The sequence below is a fragment of the Synechococcus sp. MIT2312 genome (genome assembly GCF_059772315.1).
The window spans coordinates 1,681,717-1,700,497 of the sequence record NZ_CM186281.1; the positions used below are offsets into that span (position 1 = coordinate 1,681,717).

Consider the following 18,781-nt stretch of genomic DNA (forward strand, 5'->3'; position numbering starts at 1 on the left):
CCGAAGATCACATTGGTCACTTCCCTATCGCCGGAATGACCCGGATCAGGTTCAGAGGGTGTGATCTCAGCCAGGTGGATCGCGAACGATCCAAGGCACCCCTAGTGGTGCCCAATTACTAGCAACGCCGTTGAGAACACACCGTCAACGCAGCTGCAATCCGTTCAGTGCAGCTGCCACAACCCGGTGGTCACTGTCTTGCTGCAGTGGTATCAGCAGCGCTCTGGCTTGCTCACCAATGGGTTGCTCAGCCCTTTCACGAACAATCCGGCCCAGAATTTCGGCTCCGCTGACTCGAACCGTTCCGTCGTCATCGGTGATCGCTGCACTGGCCAGATCGAGCAGCCAACCGAAATCGATCTCAGGCTGTTCCGCCAGAGCCGAAAGAATGCTGCAGCGCACAAGCCATGCACTGTCGGCATCGAATGCAGCCTTGAGTAAGGGCCAGGCTCGAGCAACGCCATAGCTGGCCAGGGCATTGGCAGCTTCGGCACGCACATTCGCATCGCTATCACTGCGCAGCAGCCGCTCCAACACGGTCCAACCCTGCTCGGTGCGCTTGTAGCCCAAACCGCTGCAGCTCAAGGAGCGCACGAGAAAAGCCTCCTGCTCACTGCCCAGCACCAACAGAGGAACAGCATCTTCATCACTGCAGAATCGCAACTGAGTGAGAGCCGGCATGGCTCGCAATGGATCACCAGAACCGATCGCCTCTTTCAGGGCTTTCAGATCAGGTTCACCGCCCTGAGGCTGCTGCGGTGTGGACGCCATCAATTCAATCCTCCTGAAAACGACTGCTTCGCAAGGCCACCAGCAGCTTGTGCCGCCGTCGGCGACGACCCACTACTGCATGGATCACCAAGCCAGAGCCGACCAGGATGGCAGGAACAGACTGCCAACGCTCGGTGCCCTCCCGCTGAACAAGCGCTAAGACGCCCAGGCACACCAGCAAGGGTGCAGCCAAAGACAACAAAACATGCAAACGAGTGCGAGGCGGACGATTCATGTCGTCGGTTCCCAGGCCAGCATCGTTGCTGTGAGCACCCGGATTCCGATCCCTAGGCAGCGTTCATCAGGCAGAAAGTGTCCGTTGTGAAGCGGCGCACATCCCTCAGGGCCTGCCACACCGAGACGAAACATCATGCCCGGCACATCCCTGATCAACTCTGCGAAATCTTCAGCGCCTAAGGATGGCTGTTCCAAACGCAAGACCTGATCCGGGCCAAGCTGCTCGATGGCACAGCGCTCCAGCAGTGCAGTGAGTCTGATGTCGTTGTCAACCGGCGGAGCAATACAGCGATAGCGAACCGTTGCTGTTGCACCGAAACCCTCACAAAGAGCTCGCACGGTTTCTTCGATCCAATGGGGCAGATGATCGTGAAGCTCATTGGAGAGACAGCGCACCGTTCCCAGCAGGGTGACCTGATCGGCAATCACGTTGAACGCCTTGCCTCCTTCGATGCGCCCGAAGCTCACCACCACTGGCTGCAGGGCATCAAGCCTGCGACTGATGGCTTCCTGTAGGCCGGTGACCACCCTCGAAGCGATCCAGATCGCATCCACCGACTGATGGGGTCTGGCACCGTGGCCAGCCTGGCCGTTGATCTCAATCTCCAGCTCGCCTGCCGCGGCCGTCAGGCTGCCGCTGCGCAAACCCACAGTTCCCACCGGCAAGGAGGGAAAAACGTGCAGACCGAACAGAGCGTCAAGCCCCTCTGTAGCTCCTGCCTCGCGCATCCAGCGAGCACCCTGAGCAATCTCTTCAGCAGGTTGAAACAACAAACGCATACCAACGGGTAGCTGAGGCTCAGCTGCCAGCAATCGGGCCACCCCCAACCCAACGGTGCTGTGCAGGTCATGACCACAGGCATGCATCACTCCCTGCCGTAGGGAGACGAAGGGCAAATCTGTTTTCTCCTCGATGGGTAGGGCATCCATGTCCACCCGCAGACCAAGTTTTGGCCCTTGCTCAGGCCCAAGATCCGCAACCACACCCGTGCGACCAACACCTTCACGAACCCGCCAACCGAGCTCCCGCAGGTCACCGGCGATCAGCGCTGCAGTTTGGTGCTCCTCCCCACTGAGCTCAGGATGGGCGTGCAGATGACGGCGAAACTCAATCAGCTCCGGCAAAAGAGCATCCAGACGCTCAGCCCAGGTGGCAGTGAGGTTCATGACACCTCCAGAGCAAGAAAGCGCTCGAGATCGGCAATCGGCCGTGGCGGCCAGCGACGCACCTCGGCCAGCCAGGCGGCATCGCGATAACTGGGATCAAGACCTGAGGCAGCAGCCCAATGACTTTCCGCTTCACCACGCGAACCTTCACTCCAGAGCAGAGCACTCAAAGCCGCTCTCGCATCGGCGAACAATGGATAGCGCCGGATCAGATTGCGCAGGTTTCGTTCTGCTTCTTTCAGATCGTTGAGTTGGTAGAGAGCCAGAGCATCACTGGATCTGGCCATCGCGAAACCTGGCCTTGAATCAGCAGCTAAGCGATAAAGACGCTGAGCCTCCTGCCATTCTCCCTCTGATCCACGCACATTGCCGAGGTTGTAGAGAGCTGAAGCATCACTCGGATCTCGTTCCAGGATCCAGTCATAATCGGCTGCTGCTGCAGACCAGCGCTGCAAAGCCTCTTCAGCGGTACCACGATTGAGATGGGGATCGGCGTCGTTGGGAGCTAGCTCCATGGAGCGAGTTTGATCAGCAATGGCACCCTCCGGATCACCCAGCATCAGGCGTACATTGCCGCGATTGCTCCAAGCTGCCGCATCGTTAGGAGCAAGATCAAGCACCTGATTCCAGGCCGGCAGTGCCTGCTGGGGGTCGCCGGCACGGCTGAGAGCGAGAGCACGATCGAACAACTGAGGCAGCGAATCCAACTCAGACGCTTCCGCCGAGATAGGGATGAGCAGAACCAGCAGTGATGCCAACCAGCCGAACAGACCCCGCTTCCACCTCATCTCATCGGCTCCTGTGCATCCAAAAAGTGTTGAAAATCAAGTGCCGACATCAAGACCGCCTCTCTGCAAAAGTACGCTTCAGACGATCAAGCTGGCCGACAGAGGAGTAACCACTGGTGACAGGTGCTTCTGAAGCTGAGCCAGCGTATCGAGATCAGTTGACTGAAAGCGAGTCGACTGATCATGACGATCGACTTGACGAGAGTCACGAGGCTGAAACAAGGCTCATAGAGAGTCTTGCCAGCGCATAAAGCAACCATTAAGTTCCGGTCATTGTGCAGAAGACAATCCTCACTTCGCTGATGAAAACAGCAGTCTTGAGATTGTGTCTTGGAGTCAGTGCGGCGGTTCTGGGACTCGGTTATTCGCAACCGCCAGTGCCATCAGAATTACAGCCTGCACGGGAGCTCTTGAATCAATCAGAGCAGATCAATCTTGCCGATGCGATCGAGGCAACTCTGCGCAACAACCCACAACTCTTGGCAGCTGTGGAAACGATCAGAGCTCGCCGCTCTCTGCTTGCCTCTGAAAAACGCCGCTGGTTGCCCACAGCAGGCTTCTTCACCTACAGCGATTCAAGCCCACTGCTGGGTCAATATTTTGAGACTGATATCATTTCCTATCCGAAAGATAGCGATGAAAGCTCCTCCTATGAATTCAATAATTACGCCCTAGGGTCACTTGGCCTGAAAGTGGATTGGAACTTTTTAGAACCCACTCGCCAGCCAGCGATCAATCGCTCTAACTCTTTACTGGAGGCAGAACAGTTCACTTTCGACGTAATTGCCAGGAGCATTGTTCTTGACACCCAGATCAGCTATTATGAATTGCAAGAAAATCAACGATTAATCAAGATTTACGAGAATATTTACCAGCAGAATCTTAGACAGCTCAACATTATTGAGGAGCAATTCAGAGGTGGTCTGCTCCACATTGGAGATGTTTCTCAGCAGAAGACACTACTGCTCAGCCAGCTCACCACTCTCGACGGTTTTTACAGGTTGCAGCTGCAGATCGCATCCGACCTGGCACGGATTATGGGTCGACCACCAGGAAGTTCCGTGATTCCGGCAGAGCTGAGCAGCAACGATTTCGCCAGCTGGGAACTCTCTTTGCCACAAACAATCGCTGAGGGCTTAGCACTTCGAGAGGAGATCCGCGTCTCTCTGGCTGAAGCTGAAGCTGATGATTGGGAGGCCAGGCGACTTTTAAACGTCTACCTGCCAGTGCTGTCTCTCTCAGCGAACGGATACGCGATCTATTCGGAAGGAATCATCGATGGCACCATTGGGAGCAGCAACTCCGGTGACAGTGGCAACTCAACCGACACTGATCTGGCGATTGGCCTCGGCTTCAACTGGAACTTCTTCGATGGTGGCGTACAGACAGCACGGGCTGCAGCCAATCGCAGCTTGGCGAAGGCACAGAGACAAAGAGCCCAACAGGATCGCGACCTGGTGGGTAACCAGATTCGTCGAAGTTATTCCGCTTATCTGACATCCAAACTTGCTCTGCCTCAGTCGCAGGAGGCTATGGAGACAGCAAAGCAGGCAGTCAATGTCGCATCAGCGCGTTATGCAGCCGGTGTTGGTGACATCACCACCGTGGTGCAGGCCACAGAACTGCTTGGCCACGCTGCTGAACAGAACAAATCCTTGCGTCTGATCTATCGCAATGCAATCGCAGAGCTCTACCGCTACTCGGCACAGTGGCCCAAACCATTTCAACCACAGATCAATGCCCTGATGAAGTCAAAGACAACTGATCCATGAACAAACCCGCCACCAGCGAATACACCTCGGTCCGTCTGATCTCCTCGCCTTTAAGGGCGGCGATCATCATCACGCTGTTGATCAGCACTGGAGGACTACTTTGGGCCTGTTTTGCGAAAGTTCCGATCTACGTGAACGGATTTGGCCTGATGATCCTCAGAGGCAATAACCGCCGGTTGCTCAGCCTCACTGAAGGAGAACTCCACCACAATTTCAACGCCGGTGGCGTACAGGCCCGTGAGCGCAACCGAGAGCTGTTTGAGTTCAGCGAGCTTGGAATCAACAAAACCGCTGCCCAAACAGCTGAGCTGGCTGAGCAAGTCCTGGCACTGACTGCCGCCCCGAAGCTCAATCGAAACGGCACTTTGAGCAAGGAAAAAATCGCACGAGGGTCCTTACTCAGCTGGGTGGAATCACCAGCTCAATGGGCTGTCTTGAAAGACAGCCTGGATGCCTATCGACTCAGTGAAAAAACCCTGCGCTTAACGGAACAGGAACTCACAGCGATCGACCTCGCATTGAAGAAAAAAATCAACCTGCTGAAGAACGAAGTTGTAACTCAGACTGAATTCTTAGAAACCATTCGTCAACTGAATACGCGTGGCTATGCAAGCCGGGCGAAGTATCTCAGCCAGCAAACTCGCGTGGATGCCATCCGCAGCGAGGTGTTGTCGCATCAGGAGCGCCTGGCTGCGAACCAGGCGCAATTGCTGCAGTCCAGGGTCGCGGTGGATTCAGCGGAAACAAAACTCGTCAAAGCACTTCGAACCTATGCCGACGTCAGCCTGATCTTTGCCAAACACGATTTATTCATCACCGATGTCCTGGCACCGCACCTGAGTGAGGTGCGACAAAACGACGCGGTACTCAGGGTCTCAAGACAAGCTCTCAGCAGAATGCCTGAACAAATTCCAGGATTTCTGTCGCAGGCGGCTGCTCAACAGGTCCGACCAGGCATGAAGGTTCTAGCGACCCCCACAGGCATGAGCCAGGCTCAGTACGGAGGGCTGGTAGCCAAGGTGAAGAACGTGGAAGTGTTACCGGCCTCTCTGACTGAAATCAGGCAGAGCCTTGGTAGTGAAGGAGAGGCCAACGAAATCTCCAACCTGATCCCACAACCCATTCTGATCACGATCCAACTTGAAGAAGATCCAACGAACAAGGACACCAACAAGGAGGGCCTGAAGTGGTCCTCAGCAGGACGTATCCCCTATCCGGTCCGCGAGGGTGATCTGCTGAGTCTGCAGATCACCACGCAAACAGTACGGCCAATCAGTTTGCTGATTCCGTGGCTCAGACAATTCAGCGGAACCAGTGCACCGATGCTCACTCCTCAGCGCGGCGGCGCAACTTAACGCTGAAACGATGCCAGAAAAGCCTCGGTACAAATTGCCCCAACTTCTGCAAAGTGTGGAGGCCGAATCCGGAGCTGTTGCTCTTGGCATTGCTCTGGCTTGCCATGGGAAAACTTGCACTCTTCGCGAGCTGAGCTCAGCCTCTTGCATCACCCGAGATGGCACCACACCAGAAAAGCTGGTGAAGGCCGCCGAATCCTTTGGACTGAGCGGCAAATGGGAACGTCTGAGCAACGACGAAACCAGCGACAAACGGATCCAAAGCTTGAAAGAACCGGCCATCAGCCTTGACAGCCGCAATTGTTATTGCCTCATCCTCTCGAGCCACCAAGACTCTGCAGAGATCTACAACACTGCCAAGGGCAGACAACAACAAGGTCTCAAGAACTTCAGAGGGACCCAGCTTCTGCCGTTGACAACAACGGAAAGTTTCAAGAGGAGCCAGCGAACGCCGTTCTGGCAAAGCAGTCTCAAATCATTGAATCCACTACGCCGGTCTGTGCTGGCGTTGTTTCTCCTGGCAACAGGATCGGTTGTTCCGACCTTGATGATTGCGGCCTGCTCTTCGCAGTTCATCGATCAGTTTCTACAACAAAACCGTCTTTCGTTCGGAATCCCCATTGTTTGGCTGGCACTGATCGCGCTGTCGTTGAGTGTCTGCATGGCTCTGCTCTCCAACTTGCTGCTGAGAAGGATGGCCTTCGTGCTTGAAAGACGGATGGCCGATGAAGTCTTCGAGACTCTTTTCACCCGTAGCTATGGCTTCCTAACTCTGCGCGATCCTGGGGATCTGGCTTCACGGTTGATGTATCCCTATTACATACCCGGCACTGGGATTTTTTCATTCCTCTCTCCAATCCTTGGATTATGGACTGCCCTGCTGATTGTGATCTTTTCAGCTTTTATTTCGTTTCCTTTGTTTTTGCTGCTCCTGCTGGGTTTTGCAGTGGTTCTGAGGGCTTCCTACGTCGTAACGAGCAACACTGCTGACAACCTGACCATCCGCCAAAAAGCCAACAACTCACGCTATGCAATTGCATTTCAACTGATTAATCACCTTCACTCCTTCAAAGGCAGCGGAACTGAGTTCAGCATGCTGCAGAAGTGGCAAGGTTTTTTTGCAGAAGGTGTTAACCAGAATCAGATCATTGGCAAGCAAAAGGTCAACCGCAATGTGACCATCAATGGAACCATCTTCGCGACACAAGTCTTGCTGCTCGGAGTTGGCGGCCTGCTGATCATTCAGGGCAGCGTATCGCTGGGCAGTCTGCTTGCCTTCGTCTTTATTCAAGGGCAGATCAGTGACTCGATGCAATCCATCCCAGCCATCAGCAATGGCTGGCAGTCACTTCAGGGCTTGCTGCTGCTCTACGACGACCTTTGCCAGGGAGAACGGGATACCTGGCATCGCGGTCTCGATCGTGCTGATCATGGCAGCGCAAGCGAACAAACATCCGATGAGATGAACAGCCTGGAGATCACCATGAAGGATCTTGGCTGCCGTTTCAGCCAATTCGACGAACCCGTCCTGAACAATTTCAGCGATCACATCAGCCAAGGTGAGCAGATCTTGCTGCGTGGCGACAGTGGATCAGGCAAAACAGTCTTACTGCGAATCCTTAGCGGACTGCTTGCACACACCGAAGGAGAGTTGCTGATGAACGGACGATCCATCACATCAATGGACAGCCGGCAGTGGCACAGCAAAGTGAGTTATGTCGATGACAATCCAAAATTATTTTCAGCAAATTTACTTGAAAACATCACCGCATGGCGAACAGATTGCAAGCGAAGTGATGCAACACGCTCCACCGATGTTGTTGGATTAACCGATTGGATCGAACGCTTCGAAGCAGGTTTCGAGCATCATCTTGATAATGCTGATCAGATTCTCTGCAGCAGCCAGAAAATTCAGTTTGCGATTGCCAGAGCCCTTTGCGGGCGTCCAAGGGTGCTTCTTCTGGATGTCGACACCAGCAAACTGCGCAAACAGGATGAGCAACGGATTCACGCTCATTGCCGTGAAGAAGGCATCACCCTTGTGAGTCTTTCTGAACGGGGGGATGCCAAAAGCTACGACCGCGTGATGACGCTTGAAGGGAGAGACGTGAAATGAGCAAAAGCGACGGAGGTTATCTCAACAGGCTTGATCGGCAGATTTATTCCCTGCGTCCCAGACAGACAGAAGAATCACGAACTGCCGGTGACTCAGTGCTGTTGATCAGCGCTGCTCTACGCCTGCTCAATCTGACTAACAAACGTCTGGATCGGGTCGAAGGCGACATCCTTACCTGCCTGGATTTCAACAACGTTTACTACAGAACTGTTTCCCTCCCAGGGGATCTTGAAAAGGGTGAATACCCCCTCTTACTAATTCATCAAGCTGACGATCTCAAGCCTTACTTGCTTTACAGAGATGGACAGAAAAACAGCCTGATCACCATCCGTAACGGCCGCACGATTCAGATCCCGCAGACATCATGGCCCGTCTTCGCTGACACCGCACACGAGCTGCATCGCAGCTTTCGCGACCGGATTGACGGAGTCACTGAGATTGCCCGTCTCGCTTACCAGCCGGATTTAGGTGCCATTGGCCTACTACTACTGATCTCCCTGATCGTGCTGGGATTCAGCCTCTCGATTCCCATCCTCACCAACACACTGGTCTCCTCGGTGCTTCCGCAGAGCGATCTCGGGTGGCTGGCCGAAAGCCTGCTGGTGGTCGCCATGGTTGTTGTGGCTTCCATCACCAGCCAATACCTGCAAGGGCTGATGATCCTGAGGCTGGAAACCATCGGCAACCAACGCCTGCAGATCGGACTCTGGGAGCATTTCCTCAAGCTTCCATCTGGCTTTACAGCTGATCACAGCAAAGGGGAGATCTACGTCGGGCTCAGCGCCATCTCCAAGATCCGTCGTTACATCGGAGCGGGCGCCCTGACTTCGGCACTCTCCGCATTGTTTTCCTTCGCCTTCCTGGCGCTGATGATCAAATACAGCCCAGGCCTTGCCGTCTGGATGGTTCTCGTCGTCATGGCGGCGCTGGTGGTGGTGTTCCAAATCGCCAGGCAGTCCATTGAGCTCAATGAGGAGGTGTTTGAACTCAAGGCAGAGCTCAACACCATGAGCAATGAGCTCAGCTTCAATGCTCTGGCCATTCGGTCGATGTCATCGGAGGTGCCGATGCTGCGGCGCTGGATGCAGCGCTACACGACGATGGCCAACACCTCGCTCAAGCTGGATGCCTTGGAGCAGGCCATCGATGTCATTTTGCTCTTCCTGTCTCCACTGGGTTCCGTCGTTCTATTCGCGGTGGCGGTCTTACAGGTCCTCAATTCACCCCAATCGACAGGAGACCCACGGCTTGTGGGTAGCTTCATCGCCTTTTATTCCGCCTTCACCGCATTCACAGGATCAATCGCAGGAGCCGCTTCCAACCTCACCACGGTCTTTGCCACGGTTTCGGTTCTCTGGAAAAAAGCCAGAACGATCCTGGATGAACCGATTGAAGATGGCTGGCGAGTTGAAGCCGTTAACCATGTTTTTGAAGGCGAAATCAGTCTCAGAGACATTCGCCTCCAGCCATCAGGGCTGCGCTCACCACTGCTCAACAAAATCAGCCTGACAGCCGACAGCGGCAAGATTCTTGCAATCGCAGGGGAAAGAGCCTCCGGAAAATCATTGCTGTTGAAAACCATGATCGGCATGACAACTCCCGACCTCGGCGAAGTGCTGATCGACTCCATTCCGATCAGCAAACTTGCGATCCGAGGCTTGCGGCGACAGGTTGGCTATCTACCTCAGGAGGTCGTTCTGGAGAGCCTCTGCATTCGAGACCTGCTTCGTGAGAATCGTGATGACAGCGATGACAAACTCTGGGCGATGCTCGGGGATGTGGGACTGAACGAGCGCATCCGGTCTCTCCCTCAGCAGCTGAATACCCAACTCGAGGGTGAGGGAGAGCCACTCAACGGTGCGGAACGCAAGCTGCTGGCACTGGCCAGGGCTCTGCTGAGGCAGCCATCAGCTCTGCTGCTGGATGAATTTCTGGTCGGTGTTGCCGAGGAGGCGCATGCTGATCTGCTCGCGCTGATCCAAAGCCAGGAATGCACGACTGTGCTGGTGGCGAGCCATCAGAGTGAATTAAAGATCGCCAACACGATTGTGTTGCTTGAGAACGGAACGATCCGATGTCAGGGCAAGCTCGGATCTCCGGGGCTGGAGCACAACGTTTTTGACCTTGATTGAGAAAGAGCGCTTGTTGAATGGCTCAGGTCGGTCTGCGCGACTGAACAGAAGCGATCAAGCAGCAGCGAGATGGTCGCGGCCCGCAGCCGTCACCACCCGACCACGCGGAGTGCGCTGCAGGAAGCCGAGCTGAAGCAGATACGGTTCCACCACAGACTCCAAGGTGGTGGGATCTTCTCCTAGAGCCGCCGCGAGAGTATCCAGTCCGGCGGGACCGCCTCCATGGGATTGGAGCAACAGCTCCAGCAGCCTGCGATCACTGGCATCCAGACCGCGGCCATCCACCCGATGCAAGGTGAGGGCTTCATCGACCAACACTCTGTCGATTGCTCCGGAGCAGTCACGGACACACGCGACATCTCGCACCCGACGCAACAGTCGGTTGGCGATGCGAGGCGTCCCCCTGCAGCGAAGTGCAATCTCAGCGCAGGCATCAGCCGTGAGATCGAGGTCGAGCAAACCGGCGGCCCGCTCGACAATCGACTGCAAGTCCTCCAGGCCGTAGAACTCAAGACGCTGAATCAAGCCGAAGCGGTCGCGCAACGGTGAACTCAATGCACCTGCACGGGTTGTGGCACCGACCAACGTGAACGGCGGTAAGTCCAGTGCACGGGTTCGTGCGGTGCTTCCCTTGCCCACGGTGAGGTCGAGTCGACGATCCTCCATGGCCGGGTAGAGCAGCTCCTCGGCCACCCGACTGAGTCGATGAATCTCATCAATGAACAGCAGCTCCCGTGGCTGCAGATTCACTAAAAGACCAACGATGTCGCGGGGGCGCTCAAGCGCCGGGGCACTGGTGATGCGGCATTTCACTCCCAGCTCCTCAGCCAGCACCATGGCCATGGTCGTTTTGCCAAGACCCGGCGGGCCGTAGAGCAACACATGATCGAGAGCATCGCCGCGGCCCAGCGCGGCTTGCACCGCAATGCCAAGCACCTGCTTGAGCTCACGCTGACCGATGTAATCCTTCAGACACTTGGGCCTTAAGCCGTCGTCGCGAGAGGCCAGCGCCGCTGGATTGAGATCGTCTCCTGGCTGCCGGGCTGCGTCGACCACCCGATTGGGCTCACGCTCCTTGCGTGGACGTGGGGATCCTGCGCTTGAGGAAACAATGGCCATGTGGGAAGAGTACCGAGACCTGGATAGGGTCGGAGCATCAAGCGGCCGAAAGGCCAAACAGGCTATGGCCAAAGGTGGAGGCAAGAAAAACGCGGCAGCTCGGGCAGCGGCCAATCGCTTACTGGCCGACAACAGGCTGGCCAGACATCAATACGACATCCTGGAAACGCTCGAAACCGGCATTGAACTGGTGGGCACCGAAGTGAAATCCATTCGAGCCGGCCAGGCCAATCTCCGGGATGGTTTCTGCCTGATCCGCAAGGGTGAAATGCAGCTGCACAACGTGCACATCTCACCCCACACCCATGCAAGCGGGTACTACAACCACGACCCCCTGCGCGTGCGCAGGTTGCTGGCCCACCGACGCGAAATCGACAAACTGCGGGGACAGCTCGATCAGAAAGGGCTGACGCTGATCCCACTCAACATGCATCTGCAGGGATCCTGGATCAAACTCACCATCGGTCTCGGCAAAGGCCGCAAGTTGCATGACAAGCGCGCTGCCGAAAAGGACAAACAGATCAAGAAAGAGACCCGGGCTGCCATTGCCCGCTACTGACTGTTCTCATTTGGTCCTGCAGTGGAATCAGTGGTGGATTCAGTGGTGATTCGATTAGGAGCATCGGCCTCTTCAACAGGAGGATCCTCAGCACCTGCAGGCCGGGGACCGGGGGGTTCCGGAAGCGCCTCGACAGGGCCCTCAGCCCCAGTGGCCGGATCGGGAATCGGGTTGAGATCAATCTCCGGCAACGGCTTCGGTGCTGGCGCATCGGCGCGGCAGGAAAGCGTCAACAAACCGGACGAGACGCCGTCGTTGGTGACCAGCACCTGCACAGGCGAACCTGCCTCCACAGGCAGGGTCACAACACGCAGCGGTCCACGATCGGCAGCCACCTCCCCATCGGAGCCATAGACAGTCATCTGCATCAAAGGGGTGCCGTTGATGCCCAGCACCAGGCGACGACCAGCGGGCACCGAGATCGAGATCAGGCGGGCACCACCAGCGGAGACCCGGCTGGACAGAACCGTGGGCGCCTGCGCACGCGCTTTGACCTGTTCAATCCGCACATCCTCAAGACTGCGCACTGCGGCAGCGATCCACAGCTGACGGAAAGGCTCAGGCGGCTTCACCCCTGCCGGAACACCGGGAAGCAACGCCTGAGCCGAAGCGCTGACAAGCTGCTCCACCACCTTGTTGTTCACACCCTGCGACACAAGGGCCTGGCGTTGCCTTTGCCAGTCGGCAGGCTTGAGCTGTCCCAGACGACTGCGCAGCGCCGGCGGCAGTTGCTCCACCCTGGCCAACCACTCCTCGGCGAGTTCGTTCCAGACACTCCTCAAAGGGGCGTCTTCCAGGGAATCGCTGGGCAGACGACCGCCACGCTCAGGGAAACGGGCCATCAGGCTTGCATCCACCAACTGCAGAAACCAACTGCGATCAACCTGCAGAGCTCGCAGACGACTGAGCAGCTGCTGACGTTGATCAACCTCCGCAGGCGGAAGGCTTGCGGAAGGGGAACGGCCGATCACATCGCGATCCGTGGAGGGGGCACCAGCGGGGGGATTGCCGCGAGTGAGCAGAAACCAACCGATGGCTGTTCCCACCAGAGCCGAGACCAACAGGGCACCGACAACGGGCCATAGACGGCCTTCCGCCGCAAGCTGTCGCTCTTCCGCGGAAGGTCGGCGCCGTGCCTGCTCACGAGCTGTAGTGCGAGATGTATTGAACGACGGCAAATCCGGAGACTCACTCGCCACAGGCGGTGAGTCATCCGAAACAGCCGGAGCCAGAACCAGGGTGCGCTCAGCCCGCGCCTGAGGACCTGTTGTTTCAGGCATCGACACAGCCTGCAAAGCCTGAAGGGCATCAGACGCCAGCTCAAAACGGCGTTCAGGCTGCTCGGAGAGCAACCGTTCCAACACCTGCCGGTAGGCAGGTTCCAAATCGAGATCGTCGGGCAGCAACCAACCCTCTGCATCAGCCTGCAACAACTGCGCAGGGGGACGACCGGTAAGCAGGGTCAGAGCCGACACACCGAGACCATGCAGATCCATCCACGCAGCTGCAGGGTCCTGCCGGACCTGAGAGCGAGGTGCAAAAGCCGGTGAGGCTGCGATGAGAGGCTGCTGACCGCAGCGCTGCAGCAACCCGAAATCCAACAGCACAGGCAGGCAATCCTGATCGCGCCGCAGCAGATTGCGGGGATTGAGATCGCCATGAACCAGCTCCTGACCGTGCAGCACAGCAAGAGGTGGCAACAACTGCCTCATCAGCAGCAACACCTCACCAGGGCCGAACACCAACTGACGCTGAAGGCGTTGAGTCTGGATCTGACCCAGAATTGAACCCTCCTGCCACTCACGCACCAGCCAGAGACTGCCCTGTTGCTCAAGCAGGCCTCCGAAGCGTGGAATCTGGGGATGCAGCAATGACTGCATCGACGGCCACAGACTGCGAAAGCGATCCTGAGTCGCCTGATTGTCGAGTTGCCGCAACGCAACGGGTGCATCGCCCGCCATCTGATCAGCGGCTCGCCAGAGAATCCCCTGGGGATGGTCTGGATCAGATGACAGACAGCGGTCCAGGCGATACCGGTCGGCCAACAACGTGCCGATCACAAGGGAGAGGCGATTTGGGCCGATGGTAGGGGCAGTCTTGCGCTGACACCTGGCGGGGATCCCACTAACGTCACCGCCAGCATGATTCCCCCCATGGCCTCCGGCTCACTCCTGAATCGACTGATGGAGGTGCGTCGTACCAGTGAGGCGCTCATTGAGCCCCTCAACAGCGAAGACCTCAACCTCCAGGGCATGGCCGATGCCAGCCCACCCAAGTGGCACCTGGCTCACACCACCTGGTTCTTCGAAACCTTTGTGCTGAAGCCCAACCATCCGGACTACGTCCCCGCGGACCCCCGTTGGAGTTACCTGTTCAACTCCTATTACGACGCTGTTGGCCCACGCCAACCGCGACCTCAGCGAGGACTGCTCAGCCGACCGCCGATGGAGGAAGTCTCAGCCTGGCGGAAGCGGGTGAATCTTGCTCTGGAAGAGCTTCTGGAGCGCCATCCCGAGGCACCGTGGCTGGGCCTGGTGGAACTGGGCCTTCACCATGAGCAACAGCATCAGGAGCTGATGCTGATGGACCTGCTGGATGGATTCAGCCGTCAGCCGCTCGAACCGGCCTATCGCAGCGACTGGACTGAACCGTTTGATGATCAGCCCGGCCCAACCGGCAAAACGACAAGTTCCAAACGGAACGGAAGCTGGCTCGATTGCCGTGGGGGCCTTGTGGAAGTGGGCCACAGCGGTGATGCCTTCCACTTCGATAACGAAGGCCCACGGCATCGAACCTGGCTGGAGCCCTTCAGCATTGCGACTCGCCTGGTGAGCAATGCTGATTACCGGTGCTTCATCGACGATGACGGTTACCAACGCCCTGAGCTCTGGATGAGCGAGGGCTGGGCTGAGCGCAGTCAGCGCAACTGGGAAGCACCCCGCTACTGGCGACATGATCCCGATAACCGAGGTCCCTGGCGTTGGGAGTTCACCCTCGCTGGCCGCTGCCCGCTGGACGATCAGCTGCCGGTTCGTCACCTCAGTTGGTTCGAGGCGGATGCCTATGCGCGCTGGGCCGGCGCCCGACTGCCCAGCGAAGCGGAATGGGAGTTAGCCAGCCATGAGCACGGCTCATCACTTGAACAAAGCCATGGCCAGCTGTGGCAATGGACCTCAAGTCCCTATCGCCCTTACCCGGGATTTCAACCAGCGGCGGGAGCTGTGGGCGAATACAACGGCAAATTCATGACCTCCCAGTTCGTACTGCGCGGCAGCAGCCAGCTCACACCCAGAGGCCATTCCCGCGACACTTACCGGAACTTTTTCACCCCGGCCAGCCGCTGGATGGCGGCAGGTCTACGCCTGGCCCGATGACAACCCAAACGCCTGCGCGTCCTCAACTGATCGATCTGCATCCGCCCAGCGCTGACATGCGTCGACTGGTGCAGGACGGTCTGCAACGCGAGCCGCGTCAGCTGCCGGCGTGGTTCCTCTACGACAGCGAGGGGTCGCACCTGTTTGATCTGATCTGCCAGCAACCCGAGTACAGCCTCACCCGAACGGAAATCGCCCTGTTGGAATCAGCAGCAACCGACATGGCCCGTGCCATTGGATCAGGGGTGATCGTTGAATTTGGCGCAGGCAGTGCCCGCAAGGTGGGGCCGCTTCTGGAGGCGATGCGCCCTGCCGCCTATGTGGCCCTCGACATCAGCGCCGAGCACCTCCGCCAGTCAACGGCGGCACTTCAGACCCAACATCCAGGGGTGCCAATGCTGGGAATCTGCTGCGATCACAGTCAGCTTGATCTGCTTCCAGACCATCCGTTGATCCGTGGGACAAGGCGTGTTGGGTTCTTTCCTGGCAGTTCCCTCGGCAACTTCACTCGCAACGAAGCCATTGCGCTGCTGCGCAGATTCCGGGACCTGCTCGATGGAGGTCCGCTGTTGCTGGGACTTGACCAGCCCAAATCAAAATCGAGACTGGAGGCCGCCTACAACGATGCGGCAGGCATCTCCGCCGCCTTCGCCCATAACCTGCTGCAACGACTGAACAAGGATCTGGGCGCAAACTTCATCCCAGACAAGTTCCGTTATGAGGCAATCTGGCAGGAAGCAGAGAGCCGGGTGCGCATGGCCCTGATCAGCGAAGGCGATCAAACGGTGTCGGTGGCTGGTGAACCATGGACCTTCAGCGCTGGGCAACCGCTTGTGACCGAATACAGCGTCAAATACTCCGTGGAGATGGCCCGTGAGCTGGCCAAGGACGCAGGCTGGCGCTGGTGCCAGCGCTGGCATGATCCTGCTGACGATCTCTCCCTGCACTGGCTGGAAGCGGCAGACTAAACAAAGACACATTCAGCCCTGATTTGATCATGAGCATGAGCATGAGCATGAGCATGAGCATGAGCAACGCTGGCAGGGCTGGGTGATGTCGCCGAGTTGGCTGGATCAGCTGGAACAGAACCTGGAAGAGCGGCTGGATGCCTTTCTGCACTCCAATCCCGATCAAGACCGCCTGCTGCAGGAGCAGCATCTGCAGGACCGACAGCGCGATCTCAGCAGCCGCCGCGATCTGATGCAGATCCAAGCCCGAGACCTGCGTCGGCAGCTGCTGTCACTCGCAGAGCAAGTGCAGGCCTGGGGAGAACGAACCAACAAAGCACGCGATGCCGGAGCCGATGACCTGGCATTGCGTGCTGAAAAGCATGTCAACAGCCTGATGGATCAGGGCAGAGATCTCTGGAATGAACTGGATGAACTGGGTCGGAATTTCCGAGATCTGGACCAACAGATTTCCCGTCTCAATCAGAAGGCCTCACAACAACGAGGACATCGCAGCCTTGATGAGGACTGGGCCTTGTTTGAAGCTCACCAAGAGCTAGAAGACCTCAGGCGTCGCCAGGGGCTCAGCTGATTCCTGAAGTAATCAGGCCTTGGGAGCAGGAGGCTCGAGGCTGACGTTCTCGGGCGGTGGGGTCGGATCAGGATCGGCAATCAGCATGTGCTGAAGCACAATCTCAGGACGCTCGCTGTCGCGCCAGCGAATCCGATAGGCGGGCATCTTGGTGCCTCGGCTGGTGGTCTGCTCAACGGGCTCCATCACCCAGCCGCGGCGGGAGCGCCCCTGGGGATTGCGCTTGACCACCGCATCGGCGTGCTTGAAGCGGAAACCTACGCGCTCACCACTCATTGGAAAGGGACCATGCCACTGTGTTCCATTATCCACCCTGAGGGCACAAGGCAACCTCCCAACACACTCAAACCTCGGGGCGAAGCAACGGGAAGGCAATCACGTCACGGATGGAGGGGCTGTCCGTGAGCAGCATCACCAATCGATCGATGCCGATGCCGAGGCCACCTGTGGGAGGCATGCCCACCTCCAGAGCATTGACGAAATCCTCATCCAAACCCTGCGCTTCCAGATCGCCAGCGGCTTTGCGCTCCTGCTGTGTTTCCAGGCGCTGACGCTGGTCGACAGGATCAGTGAGCTCACTGAACGCATTGGCGTGCTCTCTGCCAACGATGAACAGTTCAAACCGTTCAACCAAACCGGGCTTGCTGCGATGCGGACGAGCCAGGGGCGAAATGTCCAGGGGATAGTCCATCACAAACGTGGGCTGGATCAGAGTGGACTCCACAGCCTGTTCAAACGCTTCATTCAGAAGCCGTCCCAGGGAATCGGCCAATGCAGGAACGTGCAGCCCCTTGGCCGCCATGGCCGCTGCGGCTTCCTCTCGAGTGCTGAATGCATGAAAGTCCAGGCCGGTTGCGTCCTGGACCAGCTCATGCATGGTTGCCCGCCTCCAGGGAGGGGTCAGATCAATCTCGGTGCCTTGATAGGTGATGGTCTGACCACCGCAGACCTCCTGGCAGACAGAACTGATCATCTGCTCAGTGAGCTCCATCATCCCCAGGTAATCGGAGTAGGCCTGGTACACCTCCACAGAAGTGAATTCAGGGTTATGTCGAGTGCTGATGCCCTCGTTGCGGAAGATCCTGCCCAGCTCGTACACACGCTCGAAGCCCCCCACAACCAGTCTCTTGAGGTGCAATTCCGTGGCGATTCGCAACGTCAGCGGCAGGTCCAGAGCGTTGTGATGCGTTTCAAAGGGCCGAGCATCAGCACCCCCCGGCTGGCTCTGGAGAACGGGTGTCTCGATCTCCAGGAAGTCGCGATCATCCAACCAGCGCCGGATTGAGCTCACTGTTAGCGCACGCCGCCGGAACGTTTCCCGCGACTGAGGGGTCACGATCAGGTCGAGGTAGCGCTGTCGGTAGCGTTTTTCCACATCGGCGAGACCATGCCACTTATCAGGCAACGGCTGCAAGGCCTTGGTGAGCATGGTCCACTCCGCCACTTTCACCGAGAGCTCACCGCGATCCGTTCGGCGCAGGATGCCGCGCACACCTATGAGGTCGCCTGCATCCACAAGCGACGTGATCTGAGCAAACGACTCCCCCAGAGTCGATTTCTCCAGAAACAGCTGGATCGTGCCCGTCTCATCAGAGAGGGTGAAGAAAGCAAGTTTGCCCATCACCCGTCGCGTCATCACCCGACCGGCGACGGCCACGTTGAGATCCCGCTCCTCCCCGTTGGGTAAATCAGTATGGGCAGCCTGCAACTGAGCCATCCGATCGGTTGGATCGAAATGGAGGGCATACGGCTCTACACCCTGCTCCCTGAGTGCATTCGCCTTCTCCAAACGGGTCTCTCGCAGTTCAGACACGACAAAGAATGCACTTGGGCGCCATCCTGCCGGTCGATG

At 57.5% G+C, this 18,781-nt stretch carries 16 protein-coding genes and 1 riboswitch; of the genes, 8 read left to right on the forward strand and 8 right to left on the reverse strand.

The features are described from left to right. Positions 1-4: 4 nt before the first annotated feature. A riboswitch (TPP riboswitch) is annotated at positions 5-113 on the reverse strand. A gap of 31 nt (positions 114-144) precedes the next feature. From AC6EI9_RS09590 to AC6EI9_RS09605, 4 genes are read right to left on the reverse strand one after another with little or no spacing between them, the layout of a single operon-like run. Then, positions 145-771 (reverse strand): HEAT repeat domain-containing protein, encoded by a 627-nt coding sequence (locus AC6EI9_RS09590; protein ID WP_498467562.1) that lies wholly within the window; start codon positions 769-771, stop codon positions 145-147. A gap of 4 nt (positions 772-775) precedes the next feature. Then, positions 776-1,006: a DUF3188 domain-containing protein gene (locus AC6EI9_RS09595; protein ID WP_115127010.1), complete on the reverse strand. Its 231-nt coding sequence runs from the start codon at positions 1,004-1,006 to the stop codon at positions 776-778. Continuing rightward, positions 1,003-2,175: an amidohydrolase gene (locus AC6EI9_RS09600; protein WP_498467563.1), complete on the reverse strand. Its 1,173-nt coding sequence runs from the start codon at positions 2,173-2,175 to the stop codon at positions 1,003-1,005. The genes AC6EI9_RS09595 and AC6EI9_RS09600 overlap by 4 nt, the downstream gene beginning before the upstream one ends. Then, positions 2,172-2,963 carry a tetratricopeptide repeat protein gene (locus tag AC6EI9_RS09605; protein ID WP_498467564.1) on the reverse strand — a complete coding sequence of 264 codons (792 nt, stop codon included), beginning with the start codon at positions 2,961-2,963 and terminating at the stop codon, positions 2,172-2,174. Before AC6EI9_RS09605 ends, AC6EI9_RS09600 begins: the two co-directional genes overlap by 4 nt. 302 nt (positions 2,964-3,265) lie before the next feature. On the opposite strand from AC6EI9_RS09605, the gene AC6EI9_RS09610 reads away from it, so the two are divergent. The 4 genes from AC6EI9_RS09610 to AC6EI9_RS09625 are packed head-to-tail and all read left to right on the forward strand — an operon-like array spanning position 3,266 to position 10,338. Further along, positions 3,266-4,735 carry a TolC family protein gene (locus tag AC6EI9_RS09610; RefSeq protein ID WP_498467565.1) on the forward strand — a complete coding sequence of 490 codons (1,470 nt, stop codon included), beginning with the start codon at positions 3,266-3,268 and terminating at the stop codon, positions 4,733-4,735. Further along, positions 4,732-6,090 (forward strand): hypothetical protein, encoded by a 1,359-nt coding sequence (locus AC6EI9_RS09615; protein ID WP_498467566.1) that lies wholly within the window; start codon positions 4,732-4,734, stop codon positions 6,088-6,090. The genes AC6EI9_RS09610 and AC6EI9_RS09615 overlap by 4 nt, the downstream gene beginning before the upstream one ends. A gap of 10 nt (positions 6,091-6,100) precedes the next feature. After that, entirely contained in the window at positions 6,101-8,206 is a 2,106-nt protein-coding gene (locus AC6EI9_RS09620) for an ATP-binding cassette domain-containing protein (protein ID WP_498467567.1), read from the forward strand. Then, the gene (locus AC6EI9_RS09625) at positions 8,203-10,338 is read left to right on the forward strand and encodes an ATP-binding cassette domain-containing protein (RefSeq protein ID WP_498467568.1); all 2,136 of its coding nucleotides are present in this window, start codon (positions 8,203-8,205) and stop codon (positions 10,336-10,338) included. Before AC6EI9_RS09620 ends, AC6EI9_RS09625 begins: the two co-directional genes overlap by 4 nt. Before the next feature lie 54 nt (positions 10,339-10,392). On the opposite strand, the gene ruvB is transcribed toward AC6EI9_RS09625, so the two are convergent. Then, positions 10,393-11,457, reverse strand: coding sequence for a Holliday junction branch migration DNA helicase RuvB (gene ruvB / locus AC6EI9_RS09630; protein WP_498467569.1), 1,065 nt, complete (start codon positions 11,455-11,457; stop codon positions 10,393-10,395). Between the two features lie 64 nt (positions 11,458-11,521). On the opposite strand from ruvB, the gene smpB reads away from it, so the two are divergent. Next, positions 11,522-12,016, forward strand: coding sequence for an SsrA-binding protein SmpB (smpB, locus tag AC6EI9_RS09635; RefSeq protein ID WP_067093316.1), 495 nt, complete (start codon positions 11,522-11,524; stop codon positions 12,014-12,016). Here smpB and AC6EI9_RS09640 read toward each other — a convergent pair. Then, on the reverse strand, positions 12,010-14,064 hold the full coding sequence (locus AC6EI9_RS09640) for a serine/threonine protein kinase (RefSeq protein WP_498470005.1): 2,055 nt from the start codon (positions 14,062-14,064) through the stop codon (positions 12,010-12,012). The genes smpB and AC6EI9_RS09640 overlap by 7 nt on opposite strands. 105 nt (positions 14,065-14,169) lie before the next feature. Between AC6EI9_RS09640 and egtB the strand changes: the two genes are divergently transcribed. From egtB to AC6EI9_RS09655, 3 genes are all read left to right on the forward strand, one after another. Next, positions 14,170-15,390, forward strand: a complete 1,221-nt coding sequence (egtB, locus tag AC6EI9_RS09645) for an ergothioneine biosynthesis protein EgtB (RefSeq protein ID WP_498467570.1) — start codon at positions 14,170-14,172, stop codon at positions 15,388-15,390. Beyond that, positions 15,387-16,358 (forward strand): L-histidine N(alpha)-methyltransferase, encoded by a 972-nt coding sequence (gene egtD, locus AC6EI9_RS09650; RefSeq protein WP_498467571.1) that lies wholly within the window; start codon positions 15,387-15,389, stop codon positions 16,356-16,358. Before egtB ends, egtD begins: the two co-directional genes overlap by 4 nt. Positions 16,359-16,443: 85 nt before the next feature. Then, positions 16,444-16,929: a hercynine metabolism protein gene (locus AC6EI9_RS09655; RefSeq protein WP_498467572.1), complete on the forward strand. Its 486-nt coding sequence runs from the start codon at positions 16,444-16,446 to the stop codon at positions 16,927-16,929. Positions 16,930-16,941: 12 nt separating this feature from the next. Here AC6EI9_RS09655 and AC6EI9_RS09660 read toward each other — a convergent pair whose 3' ends face one another. Both AC6EI9_RS09660 and lysS read right to left on the reverse strand, forming a co-directional pair. After that, positions 16,942-17,205: a DUF8660 family protein gene (locus tag AC6EI9_RS09660; protein WP_006042532.1), complete on the reverse strand. Its 264-nt coding sequence runs from the start codon at positions 17,203-17,205 to the stop codon at positions 16,942-16,944. A gap of 67 nt (positions 17,206-17,272) precedes the next feature. Beyond that, positions 17,273-18,742: a lysine--tRNA ligase gene (gene lysS / locus AC6EI9_RS09665; RefSeq protein WP_498467573.1), complete on the reverse strand. Its 1,470-nt coding sequence runs from the start codon at positions 18,740-18,742 to the stop codon at positions 17,273-17,275. Between the last annotated feature and the right edge of the window lie 39 nt (positions 18,743-18,781).